The sequence below is a fragment of the Humibacter ginsengiterrae genome, from assembly GCF_054780115.1.
The window spans coordinates 14485-34493 of sequence record NZ_BAAGWY010000002.1; the positions used below are offsets into that span (position 1 = coordinate 14485).

General features: G+C 68.3%; 18 protein-coding genes. 14 read left to right on the forward strand and 4 right to left on the reverse strand.

The window, feature by feature from the left end; translation table 11 throughout:
- The first annotated feature begins 145 nt into the window (after positions 1-145).
- The 3 genes from ACYVII_RS02640 to ACYVII_RS02650 all read left to right on the forward strand — a co-directional run bounded on the left by ACYVII_RS02640 (position 146) and on the right by ACYVII_RS02650 (position 3509).
- Positions 146-1447, forward strand: a complete 1302-nt coding sequence (locus ACYVII_RS02640; protein WP_460530585.1) for an L-fuconate dehydratase — start codon at positions 146-148, stop codon at positions 1445-1447.
- Positions 1444-2394 (forward strand): aldo/keto reductase, encoded by a 951-nt coding sequence (locus ACYVII_RS02645; RefSeq protein WP_460530587.1) that lies wholly within the window; start codon positions 1444-1446, stop codon positions 2392-2394. The genes ACYVII_RS02640 and ACYVII_RS02645 overlap by 4 nt, the downstream gene beginning before the upstream one ends.
- A 383-nt stretch (positions 2395-2777) precedes the next feature.
- Positions 2778-3509, forward strand: a complete 732-nt coding sequence (locus ACYVII_RS02650) for an endonuclease domain-containing protein (RefSeq protein ID WP_460530590.1) — start codon at positions 2778-2780, stop codon at positions 3507-3509.
- Between the two features lie 125 nt (positions 3510-3634).
- Here ACYVII_RS02650 and ACYVII_RS02655 read toward each other — a convergent pair whose 3' ends face one another.
- The 3 genes from ACYVII_RS02655 to ACYVII_RS02665 form a co-directional block, all read right to left on the reverse strand.
- Entirely contained in the window at positions 3635-4579 is a 945-nt protein-coding gene (locus tag ACYVII_RS02655; protein WP_460530593.1) for an amidohydrolase family protein, read from the reverse strand.
- Between the two features lies 1 nt (position 4580).
- Complete coding sequence (locus ACYVII_RS02660) at positions 4581-4934, reverse strand: L-rhamnose mutarotase (RefSeq protein WP_460530596.1); 354 nt, start codon at positions 4932-4934, stop codon at positions 4581-4583.
- A 64-nt stretch (positions 4935-4998) separates the two neighbouring features.
- Positions 4999-5682, reverse strand: coding sequence for a FadR/GntR family transcriptional regulator (locus ACYVII_RS02665; protein ID WP_460530599.1), 684 nt, complete (start codon positions 5680-5682; stop codon positions 4999-5001).
- A 161-nt stretch (positions 5683-5843) separates the two neighbouring features.
- Here ACYVII_RS02665 and ACYVII_RS02670 point away from each other — a divergent pair, with 161 nt between their 5' ends.
- The gene (locus ACYVII_RS02670) at positions 5844-6908 is read left to right on the forward strand and encodes an aspartate-semialdehyde dehydrogenase (protein ID WP_460530602.1); all 1065 of its coding nucleotides are present in this window, start codon (positions 5844-5846) and stop codon (positions 6906-6908) included.
- A gap of 7 nt (positions 6909-6915) precedes the next feature.
- On the opposite strand, the gene ACYVII_RS02675 is transcribed toward ACYVII_RS02670, so the two are convergent.
- Positions 6916-8259: an APC family permease gene (locus ACYVII_RS02675; RefSeq protein WP_460530605.1), complete on the reverse strand. Its 1344-nt coding sequence runs from the start codon at positions 8257-8259 to the stop codon at positions 6916-6918.
- Positions 8260-8421: 162 nt separating this feature from the next.
- Here ACYVII_RS02675 and ACYVII_RS02680 point away from each other — a divergent pair, with 162 nt between their 5' ends.
- From ACYVII_RS02680 to ACYVII_RS02725, 10 genes are all read left to right on the forward strand, one after another.
- Complete coding sequence (locus ACYVII_RS02680; RefSeq protein ID WP_460530608.1) at positions 8422-9048, forward strand: DUF1684 domain-containing protein; 627 nt, start codon at positions 8422-8424, stop codon at positions 9046-9048.
- A 51-nt stretch (positions 9049-9099) separates the two neighbouring features.
- On the forward strand, positions 9100-10572 hold the full coding sequence (locus tag ACYVII_RS02685; protein ID WP_460530611.1) for a malate:quinone oxidoreductase: 1473 nt from the start codon (positions 9100-9102) through the stop codon (positions 10570-10572).
- Positions 10573-10910: 338 nt separating this feature from the next.
- Positions 10911-12767 carry an ABC-F family ATP-binding cassette domain-containing protein gene (locus tag ACYVII_RS02690; RefSeq protein ID WP_460530614.1) on the forward strand — a complete coding sequence of 619 codons (1857 nt, stop codon included), beginning with the start codon at positions 10911-10913 and terminating at the stop codon, positions 12765-12767.
- A 259-nt stretch (positions 12768-13026) separates the two neighbouring features.
- Positions 13027-14676, forward strand: a complete 1650-nt coding sequence (locus tag ACYVII_RS02695; protein WP_460530617.1) for an Rv2578c family radical SAM protein — start codon at positions 13027-13029, stop codon at positions 14674-14676.
- 102 nt (positions 14677-14778) lie between these two features.
- Positions 14779-15981: a sensor histidine kinase gene (locus ACYVII_RS02700; protein WP_460530620.1), complete on the forward strand. Its 1203-nt coding sequence runs from the start codon at positions 14779-14781 to the stop codon at positions 15979-15981.
- Positions 15981-17141, forward strand: a complete 1161-nt coding sequence (locus ACYVII_RS02705; RefSeq protein WP_460530623.1) for a hypothetical protein — start codon at positions 15981-15983, stop codon at positions 17139-17141. The genes ACYVII_RS02700 and ACYVII_RS02705 overlap by 1 nt, the downstream gene beginning before the upstream one ends.
- Positions 17128-17781 (forward strand): response regulator, encoded by a 654-nt coding sequence (locus ACYVII_RS02710; RefSeq protein WP_460530626.1) that lies wholly within the window; start codon positions 17128-17130, stop codon positions 17779-17781. Before ACYVII_RS02705 ends, ACYVII_RS02710 begins: the two co-directional genes overlap by 14 nt.
- Before the next feature lie 27 nt (positions 17782-17808).
- Entirely contained in the window at positions 17809-18489 is a 681-nt protein-coding gene (locus ACYVII_RS02715; protein WP_460530629.1) for a thymidine kinase, read from the forward strand.
- Between the two features lie 44 nt (positions 18490-18533).
- A complete protein-coding gene (locus ACYVII_RS02720; protein ID WP_460530632.1) occupies positions 18534-18938 on the forward strand; it encodes a RidA family protein in 405 nt (134 codons plus the stop codon).
- Between the two features lie 24 nt (positions 18939-18962).
- On the forward strand, positions 18963-19976 hold the full coding sequence (locus tag ACYVII_RS02725) for an LLM class flavin-dependent oxidoreductase (RefSeq protein ID WP_460530635.1): 1014 nt from the start codon (positions 18963-18965) through the stop codon (positions 19974-19976).
- Positions 19977-20009: the final 33 nt, after the last annotated feature.

The window sequence follows — 20009 nt, forward strand, 5'->3', positions numbered from 1 at the left end:
GCGGCGAACATCCGAGGTGTGGGCGTGCGGTGGCGGCGTTCGCAACGATTGTGGCACATCGTTCCCCGGTTGACGAGGCAAACATCCGATGTTTAGGCTTGCGGCGGATGCCCGACACTTTCGGTGCGTTCGGAGAGGGAACACCATGAGCACGATCGTCGCCGTCGACACCAGGGACGTGCGGTTCCCGACGTCGCTGTCACTGGACGGTTCGGACGCGATGAACCCCGACCCGGACTACTCCGCGGCGTATGTCACGATCCGCACGGATGCCCCGGACGGGCTGGAGGGCCACGCGTTCGTCTTCACGATCGGGCGGGGCAACGATGTGCAGGTGGCGGCGCTCGACGCGCTGGCCGACCACCTCGTCGGGCGCAACGCCGAGGAGCTGCTCGCGGACATGGGCGCGGCATCCCGCCTGCTCGTGCACGACTCGCAGCTGCGCTGGCTCGGACCCGAGAAGGGCGTGATGCATATGGCGATCGGCGCCATCGTGAACGCACTGTGGGATCTGCGCTCGAAGCGCGCGGGTGAACCGCTGTGGCTGCACCTGTCGAGACTGAGCTCGGAGGAGCTCGTCTCGCTCATCGACTTCCGCTACCTCACCGACGCGATCACCCCGGAAGAGGCGCTGCGCATCCTGAAGTCCGCCGAGCCGGGCCGCGAGGAACGCATCGAACGGCTGCTGACAGAGGGATACCCGGCGTACACGACGACCCCCGGATGGCTGGGCTACTCCGACGAGAAGCTCGCGCGGCTGTGTCGCGAGGCGGTCGACGCGGGGTTCGGGCAGGTGAAGCTGAAGGTCGGCGCCGACCTGGCCGACGACATCCGTCGATTCCGGATCGCTCGCGAGGCGCTCGGGCCGGACTATCCGATCGCGATGGATGCCAACCAGCGCTGGGGCGTGCAGGAGGCGATCGACTGGGTGAAGGCGCTCGCCGAGTTCCACCCGGCCTGGATCGAGGAGCCGACCAGCCCCGACGACATCCTCGGGCACGCCGCCATCTCGCGGGGCGTCGCCCCGATCCGGGTCGCTACCGGCGAGCACGTGCAGAACCGGGTCGTCTTCAAGCAACTGCTTCAAGCCGGCGGCATGCAGGTCATGCAGATCGACGCCACCCGCGTCGGAGGCGTGAACGAGAACATCGCTAACCTGCTTCTGGCCGCGAAGTTCGGCGTTCCGGTGTGCCCGCACGCAGGGGGAGTCGGACTATGCGAGGCGGTGCAACACCTGTCCATGTTCGACTTCGTCGCGGTGACCGGCACGATGGATGGCCGCATGATCGAGTACGTCGACCACTTGCACGAGCACTTCGCGACCCCCGTCGTGATCGAGAACGGGCGGTACCTCACCCCGGCCGCGCCAGGCGCCGGCACCGAGATGCTCCCCGCATCGCTCGACGAGTTCGAGTGGCTCGCGGCGCGAGCGGACGCCGAAGAGTGAGCGACCTGTCCCCGCTCGGCTTCGGGGCGGCGTCCATCGGCAACCTCTACCGCGAGGTCTCCGACGAGCGGGCGCAGGATGCCCTGGATGCCGCGTGGAACGGCGGAATCCGCTACTTCGACACCGCACCGCACTACGGGCTGGGTCTCAGCGAACGCCGGCTCGGCGCGTTCCTGCGGGAGAAGCCGCGGGACGAGTTCGTGCTCTCGACCAAGGTCGGGCGGTTGCTCGAGCCCAACCCGCACTTCTCGGGTGGACGCGACCTCGCCCATCAGTTCGACGTGCCGGACGAGAAGGTGCGGCGGTTCGATCCGAGCGAAGCGGGCATCCGTCGCAGCCTCGAGGACTCGCTGGAACGTCTCGGGCTCGACCGGGTCGACATCCTGTATCTGCACGATCCGGATGTCTACGACCTCGATCGCGGACTGCGCGAGGGGCTGCCCGCCCTGGCGAAGCTGCGCGACGAGGGTCTCGTGCGGCAGATCGGCATCGGGGTGAACGACGCCGCCGTTGCTGCGCGCGCCGTACGGGAGGGCGACCTCGACCTGGTCATGATCGCCGGACGGTACACCCTGCTGGAGCAGCCCGCGCTCGAGGAGCTGTTCCCCGTGTGCCGCGATCGTGGTGTGCGCGTCGTCGCCGCGGCCGTCTACAACTCCGGGCTGCTCGCCAGCAGCACGCCGGCAGCGGATGCCACGTACAACTACTCGGCCGCACCCGCGGAGCTCATCGAACGGGCTCGGGCGATCGCCCAGACCTGTGCGGAGTACGAGGTGGAACTGCCGGCCGCGGCGCTGCAGTTCCCGCTGCGCGACCCCATCGTGGCGTCGGTCGTGGTGGGCACCGCGAACCCGGATGCCGTGCGCGAGAACCTCCAGCGCATGGCCGCCCGCATCCCGGACGAATTGTGGGCGGCGCTCGCCGCGGCAGGCTTCATCCCGGAGTGACGCCGGAGTGCTGGTCGCGTGCGGCCTCCTGCTCCCGCGTATCGTGCTCCGCGTGTCCGGCTCCCGTGCGTCCCGCGAACGAGAAGTCAAAAATTGCAGTCCTCCGACCTGGTTCCTGCATCTTTTGCCTTCTCGAAGCACGGGCCCGACATGACGGTACCTGTGGAGAATCGGCACGGAGAACGTCCGACGGCGGGGACACTCGAACCATGCGATCGCCGCAGCCACTACCGCCTCATCTGACTGGTTTCGTTTTCCGTGTGAACGAGACCGAGTTTCATCAGCTCACGCCGAGTAAGCTGCGTAGCTCCCTCCTGACTACCCCATTCCACGGCGTTCGCAGCGTTGGCGTCGTAGCGACGGGCATAACGGAGCGTTGCCGAATGTATGCGCCCAGGCTGCGGAGTGGACAACTCTTCTCGCATGTCACGGCGGCGCGGCTCCTGGGCATTCCGGTACCCAGCCACTGCCGGTCGTCGACGGCCCTCCACGTCGCATCCGTACGCGGTACGCGAGTTCGCACGCGCGGCGTCGTGGGGCACGTCGTTCCGGATGCCGTGTTGTTCTTCGTCGAAGAGCTCCCCGTGGTGTCGCCGGCCCAGACCTGGTGCCATCTGGCGCCGATGGTTTCGCGTGAGTACCTGGTCGCGGCGGGCGACTACCTGATATCCGGGCTTCGGCTTCCTGGAGGGTTCCGTTCTCCTCCGCTGTGCTCCCGCGAACAGCTGGCAGAGGCGGTGCGGCGGCACGGATCACGGCGCGGCGCCGCCGCTCTCGCCTGGGCGTTGCCTCTCCTCCGCTCTGGGGTGGATTCCCCGAGAGAGTCGATGCTGCGCCTTGCCATCGTGGCGGCCGGACTTCCGGAGCCGGCGATCGGGCATCCGGTGCCTGTGGCAGGAGATGTCGTTCTTCACCCCGACCTCAGCTATCCGCAGCAAAGGGTCGCCATCGAGTACGAGGGCGACAAACATCGGAAGGACAAGAAACGCTGGCGTAAGGATCTGCGCCGGGTCGCGCTCCTCGAAGAGGCGGGTTGGCGCGTCATCCGGGCTACGGACGACGACATCGCGGATCCGACCAACATTGTGCGGATGGTACGCGCTGCTTTGGGATGAGCAACGGCTACGGACTCATCGAGAAGTCGATTATTGCGTTCACCTGAGCCAGACTCCGCCATTCTTGACTTCTCGATCTCAGAAGCTTCTCTCTCGGAGGAATTCGGTGGTGCGAGCGACGGACCTCACCAGAGGCCGTAGAACCGGGCGGCCGTGCCGTGTTCGATGGATGCGACGCCCCCTGGCCCGACGCCCGCGGCGGTTGCAGCACGGCGGACGCGCTCGCGCCAGCTCTCGAACGTTCCGCCCGCGCCGGTGAGCGCGCTGACCGGCCAGTCGCTGCCGATCATGGAGCGGTCAGGGCCGAACGCCCGCAGGGCGTGCACGAGGATGGCCTCGGCGTGGGCGTCGAGCGCCGCGGTTCCGGATGCCTCCGCCGCCAGCCCGCTCAGCTTCACGTGCGCCAGAGGCAGCCGCGCCAAACGGGGGATCGCCTCCGCCCAGGCGCGACCGGCCTCGCTCTCGATCCCGTCGTCGACGGGTGGCTTGCCGAGGTGGTCGAGCACGGTGGGCAGCTCGGGCACCTGCTCGAGTAATTCGATCACGGTGTTCAACTGGCGATGCCGCACGCAGACGTCGAAGGTGAGGCCGCGCTCGGCGAGAGCCCGGAGACCGCCGAGCAGTGCGGAGCGGGCCGCGGGGTCGGCGAGCAGGTCGTCGGGCTCGCCCTGCAGGAGGTGACGGATGCCTGCGACACGGATCCGGCGGCCTGCCGCACTCCCGCCGGCGCCTGGCCGCGGCCCCGTGATTCCGCCTGTGTCGAGCGTGAGCAGCTCGTCCAGATGGGACTCGAGCGCGCGTCCCCCGCGGAGGTCCGCATCGGCGACGATCGCGGCCAGCTCGGGCCAGGCATCCGTCATGCCGAGCACCCAGCGCACCTCGTCGAGGGCCTGCGCGGGCAGGCATCCGGCCTGCACGAAGACGTGCCGCGTGACCGAACCGGCGGCCCGGTCGATATCGGCAGGGAGGAAGGCACGCCCGAGCACCCCTTCCAGCCACGGATACGTGAGCCGTGCCGGATCCCAGACGTGAACGTGCGCGTCGACGAGGGCTGCGCCGCCGTCAGCCACGTCAGTCGAGGCCCATGTCGATCACGGGCTCGGCGCGCTGCTCCTCGAGACGCCACACCTTCGTCAACGGCACGTAGCCCTCGGCGCCGTCGGGGCCGAGGAATCCTTCGACGAATCGTCCGATGTGTTCCTGCCATCGGCGGTCGGCGTCGTCGGCACGGATGACCCGCATCGCGTGATCGAAGTCGTCGCACTCGACGAGGTGGAACAGCCGGTCGCCGGAGCGCCAGATCGTCCAGTCGCGGATGCCTGCCCGATCGAACAGTGCGCGCAGGTCGTCGGGCACGCGGGCGTGCTCGCGGAGGTAGTCGTCGACGGCTCCCGGGTGGAGCGTGGAGTGGAGCGCGATCCTCATCTGTCGTGATCCTCCTTGTCGTGACTCGGTACTTCGTCTGGCGCGTGCTGGATGCAGCGGTCGCTCAGGCTGTCGCACCCAGGGCCGCGCGCAACCAGTCCTCGATGCCGGCAACGTGGGTGAGCGATCGGGCGGAGGCGAGCTCCGCGTCGTGGTCTCGTAGCGCGGCCAGGATGGCGCGGTGCTCCGCGATCGTGCGCTCCGTCGCGCCCTGCTGGGTGAGCCCACGCCAGATGCGGGCGCGGACCGTGTGGCTCGAGATCGACTCGATCAACTGGGCGAGATAGTCGTTGCCGCACGCCTCGCTGATCGCCCTGTGGAACTCCAGGTCGTGCTGGATCAGCGCCTCGACGTCCTCGTCGCCGGTCGTGGCCTCGAGAAGGCGATCGACGGCATCCAGCTGTTCGCCGGACATCCGTCTCGCGGCGAGGGCAGCCGCGGCCGGCTCCAGGATGCGCCGCACCCCGAAGATCTCGATCACCGAGCGGTCGTCGTGCAGGTCGACGACGAACGAGAGCGCCTCCAGCAGAAGCCGGGGTTCCAGGCTCGTGACGTAGGTGCCGTCGCCGCGGCGCACATCCAGAACCCGGATCACCTCGAGCGCCTTCACCGCCTCGCGCAACGAGGAGCGGGAGAGCCCGAGGCTCTCACTGAGCTCCTTCTCGGGAGGAAGACGATCGCCCGGGTTCAGTCGCCCGCTCGTGATCATCTCCTTGATCTTGAGGATCGCCTCGTCGGTGACGGCCATATGCGCGATCGTACCGTGCGAGCGGATAAGACATCGGATGTCTCAGCTCTCTTGAGAGGCGCGTTCCGCGCAGGAGGGTCTGTCACAATAGAAGGCCTACCCACATCAACGGCGACGGCCGGCGTCGTTGCGCCTGCCGCACTGACTGGCAAGGAACTCCCATGGGCAACGGATTCACCGTAGGCATCGTCGGCGCCACCGGACAGGTCGGCACCGTGATGCGCCGCATCCTCGCCGAGCGCGACTTTCCGGTAGAGACGCTGCGCCTGTTCGCGACCAGCCGCTCTGCCGGACGCACCCTGGAGTTCAAGGGCGATCAGATCGTGGTCGAAGACGTCGAGACGGCGGATCCGTCCGGTGTTGACATCGCACTGTTCTCGGCCGGAGCGACGGGCAGCCGGGCCTACGCGCCGAAGTTCGCCGCGGCCGGCGCGGTGGTCATCGACAACTCCAGCGCGTGGCGCATGGATCCCGAGGTGCCCCTCGTGGTCAGCGAGGTGAACCCGGAGGCCATCGCCGAGGCGCAGAAGGGCATCATCGCCAACCCGAACTGCACGACCATGGCCGCGATGCCGGTGCTCAAGGTGCTCGACGCGGAGGCCGGACTGCGGCGGCTCATCGTCAGCACCTACCAGGCGGTGAGCGGATCGGGCCTGGCGGGGGCGCAGGAACTGGCGGAGCAGGCCGAAGCAGCGGTGGCATCCGGCAAGCTGCTCGAGCTCGTGCACGACGGCTCGGCCGTCGAGATGCCGGAGCCCGTGAAGTACGTGCGGCCCATCGCATTCGACGTCATCCCGCTCGCCGGCTCGATCGTCGACGACGGTCTGAACGAGACCGACGAGGAGAAGAAGCTGCGCAACGAGAGCCGCAAGATCCTCGGGCTGCCCGACCTGCTGGTGAGCGGCACCTGCGTGCGCGTTCCCGTGTTCACCGGCCACTCGCTGTCGATCAACGCCGAGTTCGCTCGACAGATAAGCCCCGAGCGCGCGACCGAGCTGCTGAGGGATGCTCCCGGCGTCGCCCTCGAGGATGTTCCCACTCCCCTCGGAGCCGCAGGCAACGACCCGAGCTATGTGGGCCGCATCCGCCAAGATCCGGGTGCTCCGGAGGGGCGTGGCCTCGCGCTCTTCGTCTCGAACGACAACCTGCGCAAGGGTGCTGCCCTGAACGCGGTGCAGATCGCCGAACTCGTGGCAGCGAATCTGCGGGCGACGGCCACGGTCTGAGCGCTGCTCACTCCTCAGGCGCAGCACTTCCCGCGGCGGCCGACGCTGCCGCATCGGCTGCAGCGCTCATCTCAATGCCCGCGGACTCGGTCGGCCGGCGTCCTGGACGAGACCGCGTGACGGCTCCGACCACGACCGCTGCTGCCGCGATGACGAGCGGATACACCAGGTTGGCACCCTCGAGAACGAGCAGGCCGAGCACCAGCACGCAGGAGAGCACGGACATCCACCAGCCCATGCTGCGCCGGGGTAACAGAACGAGGGCGCTCGCGACGCCGATGCCGTAGATCGCCGCGCCGATGCTCGTGTGCACGAGGATCACCGGCTGCAGGTCGGGCAACCACGCGACGACGGCGAAGTAGAGCGCCATGAGCGCGGCGCTCAGCAGCAGACCGCGGCGCGCGATGCCGCCCCGTTCCGCGCCTCGGCCGAACCAGGCAGGCAGATCGCCGTCGCGTCCCATGGCTGCGCCGAGCTTGCTGAACGCGGCGAAGTACGCATTGAAGACGCCGACCACGACGATCACGGCCACGCACGCGACGACCACGCCCCAGCCGCGGCCGAGTCCGACGGTCACGAGGTCGAGCAGCGGGGCATCCGACTGGCCCACCTTGGGGCCGAGCACGCCCACCACCACGGCCTGGATCGCGATGTACGCGACCGAGACGATCGCGAGCGCCAGCGCTGTCGCCCGCGGGATGTCGCGCCGCGGCCGGGAGAACTCGCCGGCGATGCCCGCGACGGCCTCCCACCCCGCGAACGCCCAGATGTAGAGGCTCACCGCAATGCCCACGCCGCCCAGGCCGTGCGGGAGGAACGGCGTGAAGTTCGCCGGGTGCACGTGCGGTGCGGCGGCGGCCAGTGCAAGCACGAGGATCGCCATCAGCGCCGCGCTGAGCAGCAATTGCGCCCAGCCCGCGAAGCGAACCCCGAACACGGTGATCGCGATCGGCACGATCACGAGGGCGGCCGCGACCAGGATGACCGTTCCGCGGTCGCCGCCGATGATCGCCACCACGTACTGTGCGGTCATGATCGCGGCGACCGGTGCGCCGATCGGTGTTCCGAAGTAGAACCAGTAGCCGACGATGCGCGCGGCGGTCGGACCGAACGCGCGGCGGGCGAACGTGGCGACACCGCCGGCATCCGGATGCCTCGTCGACAGCGCCGCGAACGTCGACGCGAGTGGAATGGAGACGACGGCCAGTGCCCCGACGGCGAGGATCGCTCCCGGTCCTGCCGCACGGGCGGCGAGCGCGGGAAGCAGCAGGATGCCGGTTCCGAGCACGGCCGCCACGTATAGGGCCGTGCCCTGGGCGAGCCCGATTCCGTGGTGTCGATCGTCGGCCATGGCATCAGTGTCGAGTGCACATCCGACACGAAAGGCACGCATCGGGGGCCGATGACCGCATCTTGTCGGAAGATGTCCGAATCCTGGTGCTCGCAGGGCCGGGCGGCCGATTCGAGCCGGCGACGACGACCATCCGGCGGCCCGAGAGACGATCATGTACGCATGACGAACATCCAGACAGCAGTCGACGTGGCCGACTGGCGCCGTCGCGTTTTCGCGCTGTACGAGCTGGTACGGGAGCTCGCCGACGAAGACGCGTCAGCTGCCCACGCCGCCTGGGTCGTCGAGCGAGATGCTCTCTTCGCGACGCATCCGTCGACGCCCTTGCTGCCGGAGGATCGGGCATCCTTCGCCGGGCTGCCGGTACCGCAGTACGACCCGGAGTGGCGGTTCGAACTGACGATCGAGCAGGCCGAACCGGCCGATCTGGATGTCGAGACCGGTACCGACGGCGTCGTGCCGTTCGAGCGCATCGGCGTCGTGCGGCTACCCGATGTCGGCGCGCTGGATGTCTGGCGGCTGCGTTCGTACGGCGGCGGGCTGTTCCTTCCGGTGAAGGATGCCTCCGCAGGACGGCCCGACGGCACTTACGGGGGCGGACGCTACCTGCTCGACACGATCAAGGGCGCCGACCTCGGCCCTGGATCGGAGCCTGGGACGCTCGTGCTGGACTTCAACTTCGCGTACAACCCGAGCTGCGCGTACGACCCGGCCTGGGCCTGCCCGCTCGCCCCGCTGGGGAACACCGTGCCGGTGGAGATCCCGGTGGGGGAGCGGTACCGCAGCTGAGCGATCGGCGCCCGTCAGCGGCACCACCGGCGCGCCCATAGAATTGTTCGAGTGAGTGATTCCCGGGCCCCGCTAGACGTCGTTCTCATCGGCGGGGGCATCATGAGCGCGACCCTCGGCACCATGATCCAGCGGCTGCAGCCTGACTGGAAGATCCGCGTCTACGAGGTTCTCGGCGAGGTGGCACAGGAGAGCTCGAACCCGTGGAACAACGCGGGAACCGGGCACGCCGCGATGTGCGAGCTCAACTACATGCCCGAGGCGAAAGACGGCACGGTCGACCCGGCGAAGGCGATCAGCATCAACGAGCAGTTCCAGCTCAGCCGGCAGTTCTGGTCGTCGCTCGCGCAGAAGGGTGAACTGCCCACCTCGTTCATCAGCTCGACGCCGCACATGACGTTCGTGCGCGGGGGCGAGAACGTGAAGTACCTCCGCAAGCGCTACGCAGCGCTCAAAGACCAGCCGCTGTTCCGCGGCATGGAGTACTCCGAAGACCACAGGGTCATCCGCGAGTGGACACCGCTGCTCATCAAGGGCCGCACCCGTGAGCCGATTGCGGCGACCCGCATGACCGCCGGAACCGATGTGGACTTCGGCGCGCTCACGACCGCCCTGTTCGACGGGCTCGTGGAGCGCGGTGGCGAGCTGTGGCTCAACTGCCGGGTGAAGAGCATCCGTCGCACCAGGGACGGCAACTGGCGGCTGAACGTGCGGCACCTCGTCGGCAACACCCCGCACACGGTGGATGCCCGGTTCGTGTTCGTGGGAGCCGGCGGCGGCGCACTGCACCTGCTGCAGTCATCCGGAATCAAGGAGATCAAGGGCTTCGGCGGGTTCCCGATCAGCGGCAAGTTCTTCCGCACCACCAATCCCAAGCTCGTCGCGCAGCACCACGCGAAGGTGTACGGCAAGGCGGCCGTCGGCGCGCCGCCGATGTCGGTTCCGCATCTGGACACCCGGGTCGTGAACGGCGAGGCGTCGCTGATGTTCGGCCCGTACGCGGGCTTCAGCCCGAAGTTCCTCAAGAAGGGTTCGTGGTGGGATCTCCCCGGGTCCGTCCGCGGAGGAAACCTCGGGCCCATGCTCGCCGTCGCGCGAGACAACTTCGCGCTCGTCAAGTACCTCGTCTCCGAGCTGCTGGCGACGCGGGCGAAGAAGCTGCGCGCCCTGCAGGAGTTCATGCCGACCGCCAAAAGCGAGGACTGGGAGCTGATCACCGCCGGTCAGCGCGTACAGGTCATGAAGAAGGATGCCAAACGCGGCGGCGTGCTGCAGTTCGGAACCGAAGTGGTCGCGGCATCCGATGGTTCGATCGCAGGCCTGCTCGGCGCATCGCCAGGCGCCTCGACGGCCGTGCCGATCATGCTGGACCTCTTGAAGCGGTGCTTCCCGCAGCAGTGGACGCAGTGGGAGCCGAAGCTCAAGCAACTCATTCCGACCATGGGCACCACACTGAACGACCAGCCGGAGAAGGCCGCACAGGTGATCGCCGAGACCTCGAAGGTGCTCGGGCTCGACGACTGAGGTTGCATTAGCTCCGGCGCGCTGGTAACGTCTCGCGAGCTATGAAGAAGTGACCACCCTTCGTCCCGCGCATGAGGCTCGACCCCTGCGGATCCGCGATACATCGATGTCGCACCGCAGCGCACCCGGCGAAGAACGGTCATCCGTCACCGTGACGGTCGTGCTTCGCGCGCGCTTCATGGGGTCGTCCGGCCGATTCTGACCTCGGGGCCAACGCCCGGCGGGATCCTTCCGCTCGCGCCGACCGTTGTCGGCGGCCTTCGAGCGAACCGATTCGGGCCGGCACGGCCGTTCGTGGTCGTGCCGGCTCCAGGGCTCAAGCCCGGAGAGGCGGTTCCATGCCAGTACGTTCCTCATTCCTTCCCCCCTTCGATGCGGCGCCCGCAGATGTTGCTGCGACGCCGAGCGGCGTTGGCCCCACAGAGCCCGCAGTCGACTCGATCTCGGCGCCCGCCACGGTCGCCGACTACATCCGCGCCGACGGCGTCTCGGTGCGGTACGGCATCCGCACCGTTCTCACGGATGTCTCACTCACCGTTCCGCCCGGCTCCCGCGTCGGGCTGATCGGCGAGAACGGCGTGGGCAAGTCCACATTGCTACGGGTGCTCGCAGGGGCCGAGGCTCCCGACCGAGGAGCCGTGGCGCGCCCGTCGCGCACCGGCTTGCTGTGGCAGGAGGTGCGGTTCGCTCCGCATGAGACGCTCGACTCCCTCGTCGAGCACGCCCTCGCCGAGGTGCGCGCCGTGGAGCGTGAACTCGATACGGCGGGCGTTGCGTTGGGCGAGGCATCCGATCCGGAGTCGCTGGAACGGGCAGCCGTGCGATACGACGCGGCGCTCGCCGCGGCCGAGCGAGCGGATGTCTGGAGCATCGATGCGCGCCGCGACCGCGTGCTCGCGGGGCTCGGCGTGCAGGGCATTCCGCTGCACCGCACGCTGGGCGAGGTGTCCGGTGGTCAGCGCAGCAGGTTCGCGCTGGCGGCGCTGCTGCTGAGCCGGCCGGACGCCCTGCTGCTCGACGAGCCCACCAATCACCTGGACGACGACGCCGTGGAGTTCCTGCAGCGACAGGTGGCCGAATGGAGCGGTCCGGTGCTGTTCGCGAGTCACGATCGCGTGTTCCTCGACGCCGTCGCGACGGCGCTCGTCGATCTTGACCCTTCGCGTACGAGTGTCGCCGCGCGGAACGACGACGCCGGGCGAGCCGGATCCGGGCCGTCGGGTCGCGAGTCGGTGCAGGCATCCGGAAACGGGGCGACGGTTTTCGGCAGGCCGGCCACGGGTGAGGGCGTGTTCAGTGCGTATCTCGAGCACAAGGCTGCCGAGCGCGAGCGCTGGGAACGGCAGTACCGCGACGAGCAGGACGAGCTGAACCGGCTACGCCATGCCACGGCCGTCACCGCCCGTTCCACGCACGCACCTCGCGCCGCGCGGGACAATGACAAGTACATCGCTCCGTTCAAGGGCGCTCGGGTGGATGCCCAGATCGCCAGGCGCGTGCGCAACGCTCAGGGCCGGGTGGACGAACTCGAACGCAACCAGGTGCGCAAGCCGCCCGCCGTGCTCACGTTCGCGGGCATCCCGAGCGGTTCGCACGGGCTCGACGACGCAGCAGGCACGCTGATCCAGGTCACGGATGCTCGTGTGCGCCACCGCCTGCACGTCGAGCGTCTGCGTGTCGAGCCCGATGCCCGGCTGCTCGTCACAGGACCCAACGGCGTCGGAAAGTCCACGTTGCTCGGGCTGCTCGCCGGCACTATCACCTCGGACTCGGGGATGGTCACCCGCCGCAAGGGCCTTCGGGTCGGGCTGCTGGAGCAGGACGTGCGGTTCGCCGACCCGGCGGCCACACCCCGTGCCCTCTACGCGAAGGCGCTGGGGGAACGCCGGTCGGAACAGCTGCCGCTCACCTCGCTCGGCCTGATCGCTCCGCGCGACCTCGACCGACCCGTCGGGTCGCTGTCCGTCGGCCAGCAGCGCCGATTCGCGCTGGCGCTGATCATCGCGAAGCCGCCGCACGTGTTCCTGCTCGACGAGCCGACGAACCACCTGTCGCTCGCCCTCGCGGGGGAACTGGAGGATGCCCTCGGCGGCTACCCCGGCGCGGTGGTCGTGGCCAGCCACGACCGCTGGCTGCGCCGACGTTGGTCGGGCGACGAGCTCGCGCTGACGCCGATGGCGGCGACCGTGTGCTGACCGGCGCCGTAGGTCGCCGGTCGGCCGCTCCGCCGGTCGGCCGCTCCGCCGGTCGGCCGCTCCGCCGGTCGGCCGCTCCGCCGGTCGGCCGCTCCGCCGGTCGGTTCAAGTCGCGCAGATCGTCCCTACAACGGGTTCATGAGGGCCATCTGCGCGACTTGAACGAGGTGTAGCCGTAAACGGGACAGCCCTGGAAGGTTCCGGCGAAGCTCCGGTCATTGTGCTTGCGTAGTCGTCGAAGATATGTTCGAATGAAACTGTGCGGTGGAGCGGTCAGGAGATCACGGTCGAGCAGGCGGATGCCCTGCCCGGCCTGGCGAAGCTCAACAACCTCGTGCGTTCCGTGCGCACGCCTGAGTTCGCCGGCGTCACGTTCCATGAGGTGCTGGCAAAGTCTGCACTGAACAAGGTTCCGGGCGGCGGAGGCGCCCTCCCGTTCGGCTGGACGATCAACCCGTACCGGGGCTGCCAGCATGCCTGTGCCTACTGCCTGACGCCCGATACGAGCATCCTCATGGCCGATGGCAGGCAGCGACCGTTGGGTGAGATCACGGTGGGTGACGTCGTGATGGGCACACGCGTCGAGGGCCGTTACCGACGTTATGAGCCGAGTCGAGTTCTGGCGAAATGGGGTACGCGGAAACGGGCCCACCGCATAACTCTCGCGGACGGCACCGAGCTCGTCGCGAGCGCTGACCATCGATTTCTCACCGAACGTGGCTGGAAGTACGTCACCGGTGCCATGAGCGGAAGGGCGCAACGCCCGTACCTGACGACCAACAACTCCCTGGTCGGGTTCGGCGTCGGAGGCAGTGCAAGCAAGCTCGCCATGGCCGGTACTGCCATCAAGGCCTCGGTCGATCTGAGCGTCATCTCCGTTCAAGATCTCGGCATCGAGCTCGACATGGTCGACCTCACAACCGAGACCGGCGACTTCGTGGCGAACGGCGTGGTAAGCCACAACTGCTTCGCGCGGCCCACCCACCGGTACCTCGAGCTCAACATGGGGACGGACTTCGACCGCGAGATCATCGTGAAGGTGAACGTGGCCGACGTGCTGCGGCGTGAGGTCACCAAACCGAGCTGGGCGAGGCATCCGGTCGCGTTGGGCACCAACACTGATCCATACCAGCGGGCGGAGGGACGCTACCGGTTGATGCCGGGCATCATCGAGGCGCTCGCGGACTCGGGCACTCCGTTCAGCATCCTCACGAAGGGCACGCTTCTGCGGCGCGATCTCGATCTGATTGCGGATGCCGCCACGCGGGTTCCCGTCGACCTCGCGATGTCGATCGCGGTCTACGACGACGAGCTGCAGAAGTCGGTCGAACCGGGAACACCGAGCACGAAGGCCAGGCTCGAGACCGTGCGGGCCGTGCGTGAACACGGCCTGGACTGCTCGGTGTTCATGATGCCGATCCTCCCGTACCTCACCGACTCCCGGGCGCATCTCGACTCGGCGCTCTCCGCGGCAGCGGATGCGGGCGCGACCTCGGTTCTGTACACGGCGTTGCACCTCAGGCCGGGCGTGAAGGAGTGGTTCATGATGTGGCTGGAGCGGGAGCACCCGGAGCTCGTCGACAAGTACCGGGCTATGTACGGATCGAAGGCGTACGCGCCGGTGGAGTACCGCAAGTGGCTCGCCGCACGGATCAAACCGCTCCTCGCCGCGCACGGCCTCCAGCGCGGCGAGGAGGATCCGGTCACCGGAGGCGTGCGGTCGGCGGCGCTGAACACCGTGCGCGACGAGAACGGCGATCGGGTGCGCCGGAGAAGGGCCCGGGATGACGCAGGCTTTGCTGACGCAGCGCGCCTGCAAAGCGGCGTGCGGTTCGAGGCGTCGCCCGCAGCGAATGCTCCGGGCGCACCGAAGCCGGTCGCGCCGGAAGAACGTCTGACGCTGTTCTGAGCGAACGCCGTTCTTCCCGAAACACGCACTCGCGAAGCCGCTCTCCACCGGGGTACAGAACTGGGGTACAAGTGGGCGCATCGTCGTGTCATAATCCTCACGATGTCTCTCGGGGTTCCGGCCCAGGTGGCGCGCGAAGCTGGCAACCTCGCTGTCGCCCGGTCGACGCAGGTTGCTGCGCTCATCTGCCTTGCCTCAGCGACGGCATCCGTGCTGGCCCCAGGCCTGTTCCTCGATGTCGACGTGCGCTGGTGGGCGACCGGCTCACTGTTGCCGATGGCAGCGCTCATGGTCGTGGTGATGGTGAAGCCGAGCCTGACCGCGATGGTCGCCTACATCGCCGTCGGCGTGGCATCCACGTTCGCGTACACCTTCGCGCTGCTCGAGCAGACCGTCACCTACACCGACACAAACCTCTTCGTGGTGGCGTTGCCCCTTGTGGCGTTGATGCTGATCGGCGGATCCGGGTCGGATGCCCGCATCGGGGTTCTCTGGGCGACCGTCGCGTATGCGGTCGGCGACCTTGCCGTGTTCGCGGCCGCGACGGTGGCGCACCGGCAGTTCCGCTTCGACTCGATCTCGCTGGCCACCTACGTGCTCTTCATGGCGCTGTTGCTGTTCCACGGGGTGACTCGCAGCGCCCACCGCGGCGCACACACGCTGATCATGCGGATGCTCCGCCGGCAGCACGCCGACGAGCTCCGCCGAGCGCTCGTGGCCGAGTTGCGCGCCGAACTGCACGACACCACCCTCAGCGAACTGGCCGCCATCGCGACCGCCGCTCCCGGCCCGGTGTCGGAGGCGTTCCGTGAACGGCTGCAGTCGGACATCCGTCACTGGACCGACGAGACGCAACGCGTGCAGGCTCTCGCGGTGACGGATGAACGGGACTGGCGCGCAACGGAACTCGCGCAGGCGATCGCCCAGGCCCGCGACGCCGGCCTCGTCGTGGACGTCTCCGGAGACTTCGGCCCGTACACGTCGCTGACGCCGGATGCTCGCCGCGCCGTCGGGCTTGCCGCCCGCCAGTGCCTGGTGAACGTGCTGAAGCACTCCGGACAGTCAGCGGCGGACGTGATGCTCTCGGCATCCGGCGGTGCCGTCTCCCTCGTCGTGGTGGATGCCGGCCGCGGCTTCGATGTCGGCATGCTCACCGCAGAGGGCAACGACCGGATGGGCCTGATGCACTCGGTCATCGAGCGGGTCGAACGCGTCGGCGGGTCCGTTTCGGTGTTCTCGAAGCCGGGCGCTGGCACCTCCGTGCTGATGGTGGTTCCGCTCATCCGTTCGGAGGATGTCGTCTGATGCACGAGGTGATCCTCGACCGTGCACCGAACCGGCTCGATCCGATCGGTGCGATGGCGGCGTGGGGACTCGCGCCGTTGCTGGGTGGGATGTCTGTGGGATACGCAGTGGTGCAGAGCATCCTGAACCGGAACGAGATCGTCGCGCCCGTGCTCGCGGTTGCGGCACTGTGCCTGCTCATCGCGGCCGGAACCGCGCTGTCGATCGCCGTGCATCCCTCCGTCGGGCGCCTCAGCGCCGGAGGCGCGGCCGTCATCGTCGGAGCGGCCGTGGGCGCCGCCGTGCTCTCCGCACTGTCGACGTGGGGCCACAACCGGCTCGTGCAAGACGACTGGGGACAGATCGGCATCGCGCTGATCGTCTTCGGATTGCTCTGGATGCGACCACCGTGGGAGATCATCGTCTTCGGCGTGTTCGGTGCGCTCGTCGTCGGACTGCTGGCCGCCGCGCAGCACACCTCCCTCTCCATCGTGAACACACCATATGTGTACGCCGTCGTCGCGGCCACGCCCGTGCTCGTGCTGGCCTCTGTCGCCGCTACGATCGGCGCCGTCATCGCGAGGTTCAGCTCAGAATGGACGGCGTCGTCCGAACGCGGCATGCGCGCCCTGGAGCCCGAGTTCCGCATGCTCGAACAGGATGCCCTTCGCCGCGCCCAACTCGACGAATTGCGGCAGTCGACGCTGCCGCTGCTGGCATCCATCTCCGACCGCGGAAGCATCACGCAGGTCGACATCGACACCGCGACGGCTGTGTCGGCGGGGCTGCGGGAACACGCGCTCGAGCAACTGCGCGTGACCTGGTTCGACGGCCTTCTGGCAGACACCCGGATCGACGGGCACGCCGTGCGCGATCCCGAACGGCTGCTGCCGCATATGCCGCCGCACGCACGTGCCGCGTTCAGCGCGTTCCTGGTGGAGTCGGTGCGCATCGGTGCCCTCGACCCGGCAGGTGCGGCCATCATCGTGCAGCGCAATCCCACCGTCGAAAGCTCCGAGAGCGCGCGATTCGAACTCTCGATGCGCATTGCGGCAGACTGGCGATTCGTGCGGCGCACGGCCCGGCCGTTCGTCAGCGTGCTGCGTTCGCTGAGCGGCGATGCCGCCATCTCGAGAAACGGCTCCACGATGATCATGAGGTTCGGTTTTGTCCCCGCGTGAGGGCCGCACCCCGGTGCGGGTAGGCATCCTCGACGACCACGAATTGCTGCTCGACAGCCTCTCCAACTGGATCCGCGAGCACGAGCCACTGTTCGAGCTCGTCGTCGCCGCCCCTACCTGGGTGGAACTCGTGCACTCCGCCGCGTTCCCCACCGACCTCGTGCTGATGGACCTCAACCTCACCGAGAAGGTCTCCATCGAGGCGCGGGTGCGCACCTGCCGCGCGGCCGGAGCATCCGTCATCGTGCTGACCGCGCTCGACACCCCTGAGGAACGCGAACGCTGCCTCGGAGCCGGCGCGTTGGCGTTCCTCTCCAAGGCGCAGCCGGTGCGCGAGGTGATGACGACCGCGAAGGCGGTGATGGGACTCACGGATGCCGATGCCGCCGAACCCACGCACGTTGCGTCCACCGCGTTGCCGCTCACGAAGCCGAAGCTGAGCGACGGCGAGCGGTGGGCGCTCCTGCTCTACGTGGAGGGTCACTCCACCTCGCAGGTCGCGGGCGCGATGAACGTGCAGTTCGAGACGGCGAAGACGTATCTGCGGCGCGTGCGAGAGAAGTATCAACGAGTCGGCAGGCCGACGAGCACGCGCTCCGACCTGATCCGCCGCGCCGCCGAGGACGGCTACCTGACCTGAAATAACGGTGCGCCATACGATATCGGGGTGGCGAAACTGTACTTCCGGTTCGGGGCGATGAACAGCGGCAAGAGCACGGCGCTGCTGCAGGCGGCATACAACTACGAGGAGCGCGGCCACCGCGTACTGCTCGCGAAGCCGGCGATCGACACGAAGGGCGACGCGGCCATCGTCTCCCGCCTCGGTGTGACGCGGGATGCCGACTTCACGATCGACCCGCAGGCCGACCTCTACCACCGGTTCCAGGTGTTGCGCGAGCGAACCGTCTCACGCTTCGGTCGCGACGTCAGCTGCCTTCTCGTGGATGAGGCGCAGTTTCTCACGGAAGCCCAGGTGGATGACCTGCTGCGGATCGCGATCCTGGAGGATATTCCGGTGCTGGCATATGGCATCCGCACCGACTTTCAGACGGTCGCATTCCCCGGCAGCCGCCGATTGCTCGAGGTGGCGCACAGCCTGGAGGAGCTGAAGACGATCTGCCGGTGCGGACGCAAGGCCATCTTCAACGCCCGCACGATCAACGGGGTCTTCGTGTTCGACGGCGATCAGGTCGCGATCGAGGACGGCGACGACGTGGTCTACGAGTCGCTCTGCGGTGCCTGCTACCTGCAGGAGAGCGGCGGTGTTCTGAACAACGGCCGCCGTCGTTGGCCTCTGGGTGGCTCCGCGGTCGCCTATGCGAGTGAGCCGGATCCGGACTTCACCTGACGGCCCGGTCGTCGGTGTCGGAGGGGTTCGACAAGATGGCTCTCATGTCGATCACACTCCTTCAACCCGACGGGCTCGTGCGCTCTCCCGCCTTCAGTCATGTGGCGATCGTGCCTCCGGGCTCGACGACCGTGTATCTGGGCGGCCAGAACGGCGTGGACGAGACGGGTGTGGTTGTCTCCGACGACATCTCCGACCAGTCGGTGCGTGCGTTGGAGAATGCGGTCGTCGCGCTCGAGGCGGCCGGCGCGACGCTGGAGGACATCATCCAGTGGAACATTCTGTTCGACGAACGTGCGGACGTGAGGGCCGCGTACGGTGCGATAGCCGGCAGGCTCGCCCGAGACGACGCGCCACCTCTGGTGACGGCTGCCAAGGTGGCCGGGCTCGGGGTTCCCGGTGCACTCGTCGAGATCAGCGGGGTTGCCGCCGTCTGCCGGGAATCCTGACGTCACCTGGCGGTTGAACTGAAGGTGACCGAACTCCGCAAGGTTCCCCTGAACGTCCTCGACCTGGCCAGCCGCGAGGCGGGCGCGGGCAATGCGGATGCCGTCGCCGGCAGCATCCGTCTCGCGCAAGCGGCCGAGAGGCTCGGGTTCCACCGGTTCTGGGTCGCGGAACACCATGGGATGCCGGCGGTCGCGTCGAGCGCGCCGGCCGTGCTGATCGCGGGAATCGCCGCGCGCACCGACCACATCCGCGTGGGCAGCGGAGGAGTCATGCTGCCGAACCACGCCCCGCTCGTCGTGGCGGAGCAGTTCGGCACGCTGCGTGCCCTGTACGGCGACCGCATCGATCTCGGCATCGGCCGCGCACCGGGCGCGGATCAGGCGACTGCGGCGGCTCTTCGGCGCAGCGCGGATGCTCTGGGTGCCGAGGACTTTCCGCAGCAGCTCCTGGATCTGCTCGGCTTCTTCACCGGAGGTTTCGCGCCGGATGACCCGCTCGCCGGCATCCGCGCCGTTCCCGGCCTCGGCGACCTGCCCGAGATCTGGCTGCTCGGCTCCAGCGGATACAGCGCCCAGGTCGCGGCCGCCCTGGGGCTCCCGTTCGCCTTCGCGCATCACTTCGCGGGGGAGCACACCGAGGAGGCGCTGAAGCTGTATCGCGAGCGGTTCACGCCTAGCGCGACACTGGAGAAGCCGCACGCGATGATCGCCGTCACCGTGCTGGCGAACGAGGATCCGGACGAGGTGCGCAGGCAGTCGCTGCCGGCTGCGATCTCGTTCCTGCAGATGCGGCGAGGTCAGAAACCTGAGCCCGTCTCGGTCGAGGAGGCTGCCACCTACCAGTTCAGCCAGCTCGAACTGGACTTCATCGCCGACCGGAACTCCCGGCAGGCGTATGGCACACCCGAGGTGGTGCGCGACCGGCTCGCCTCTCTGCTCGCCTCGACGGGCGCCGACGAGCTGATGATCGCGTCGGGAGCCGCCGAATCGGATGCCCGCGTGCACTCCCTCGAGCTCGTCGCGGAACTCTTCGCCTGAGTCGGCGGCCCTAGCGTCCGAGCCCGATCGGCG

Bases quoted from the DNA above. Each gene is read 5' to 3' on its own strand.
- ACYVII_RS02665 (WP_460530599.1), bottom strand. From the start codon at position 5,682: ATGGCCGTCACCGACGAGGCGATCCTCAAGATCAAGGAGATGATCACG.
- ACYVII_RS02670 (WP_460530602.1), top strand. From the start codon at position 5,844: ATGGGCAACGGATTCACCGTAGGCATCGTCGGCGCCACCGGACAGGTC.
- ACYVII_RS02705 (WP_460530623.1), top strand. From the start codon at position 15,981: ATGCACGAGGTGATCCTCGACCGTGCACCGAACCGGCTCGATCCGATC.
- ACYVII_RS02720 (WP_460530632.1), top strand. From the start codon at position 18,534: ATGTCGATCACACTCCTTCAACCCGACGGGCTCGTGCGCTCTCCCGCC.
- ACYVII_RS02660 (WP_460530596.1), bottom strand. From the start codon at position 4,934: ATGAGGATCGCGCTCCACTCCACGCTCCACCCGGGAGCCGTCGACGAC.
- ACYVII_RS02680 (WP_460530608.1), top strand. From the start codon at position 8,422: ATGACGAACATCCAGACAGCAGTCGACGTGGCCGACTGGCGCCGTCGC.
- ACYVII_RS02690 (WP_460530614.1), top strand. From the start codon at position 10,911: ATGCCAGTACGTTCCTCATTCCTTCCCCCCTTCGATGCGGCGCCCGCA.
- ACYVII_RS02675 (WP_460530605.1), bottom strand. From the start codon at position 8,259: ATGGCCGACGATCGACACCACGGAATCGGGCTCGCCCAGGGCACGGCC.
- ACYVII_RS02650 (WP_460530590.1), top strand. From the start codon at position 2,778: ATGTATGCGCCCAGGCTGCGGAGTGGACAACTCTTCTCGCATGTCACG.
- ACYVII_RS02640 (WP_460530585.1), top strand. From the start codon at position 146: ATGAGCACGATCGTCGCCGTCGACACCAGGGACGTGCGGTTCCCGACG.
- ACYVII_RS02700 (WP_460530620.1), top strand. From the start codon at position 14,779: ATGTCTCTCGGGGTTCCGGCCCAGGTGGCGCGCGAAGCTGGCAACCTC.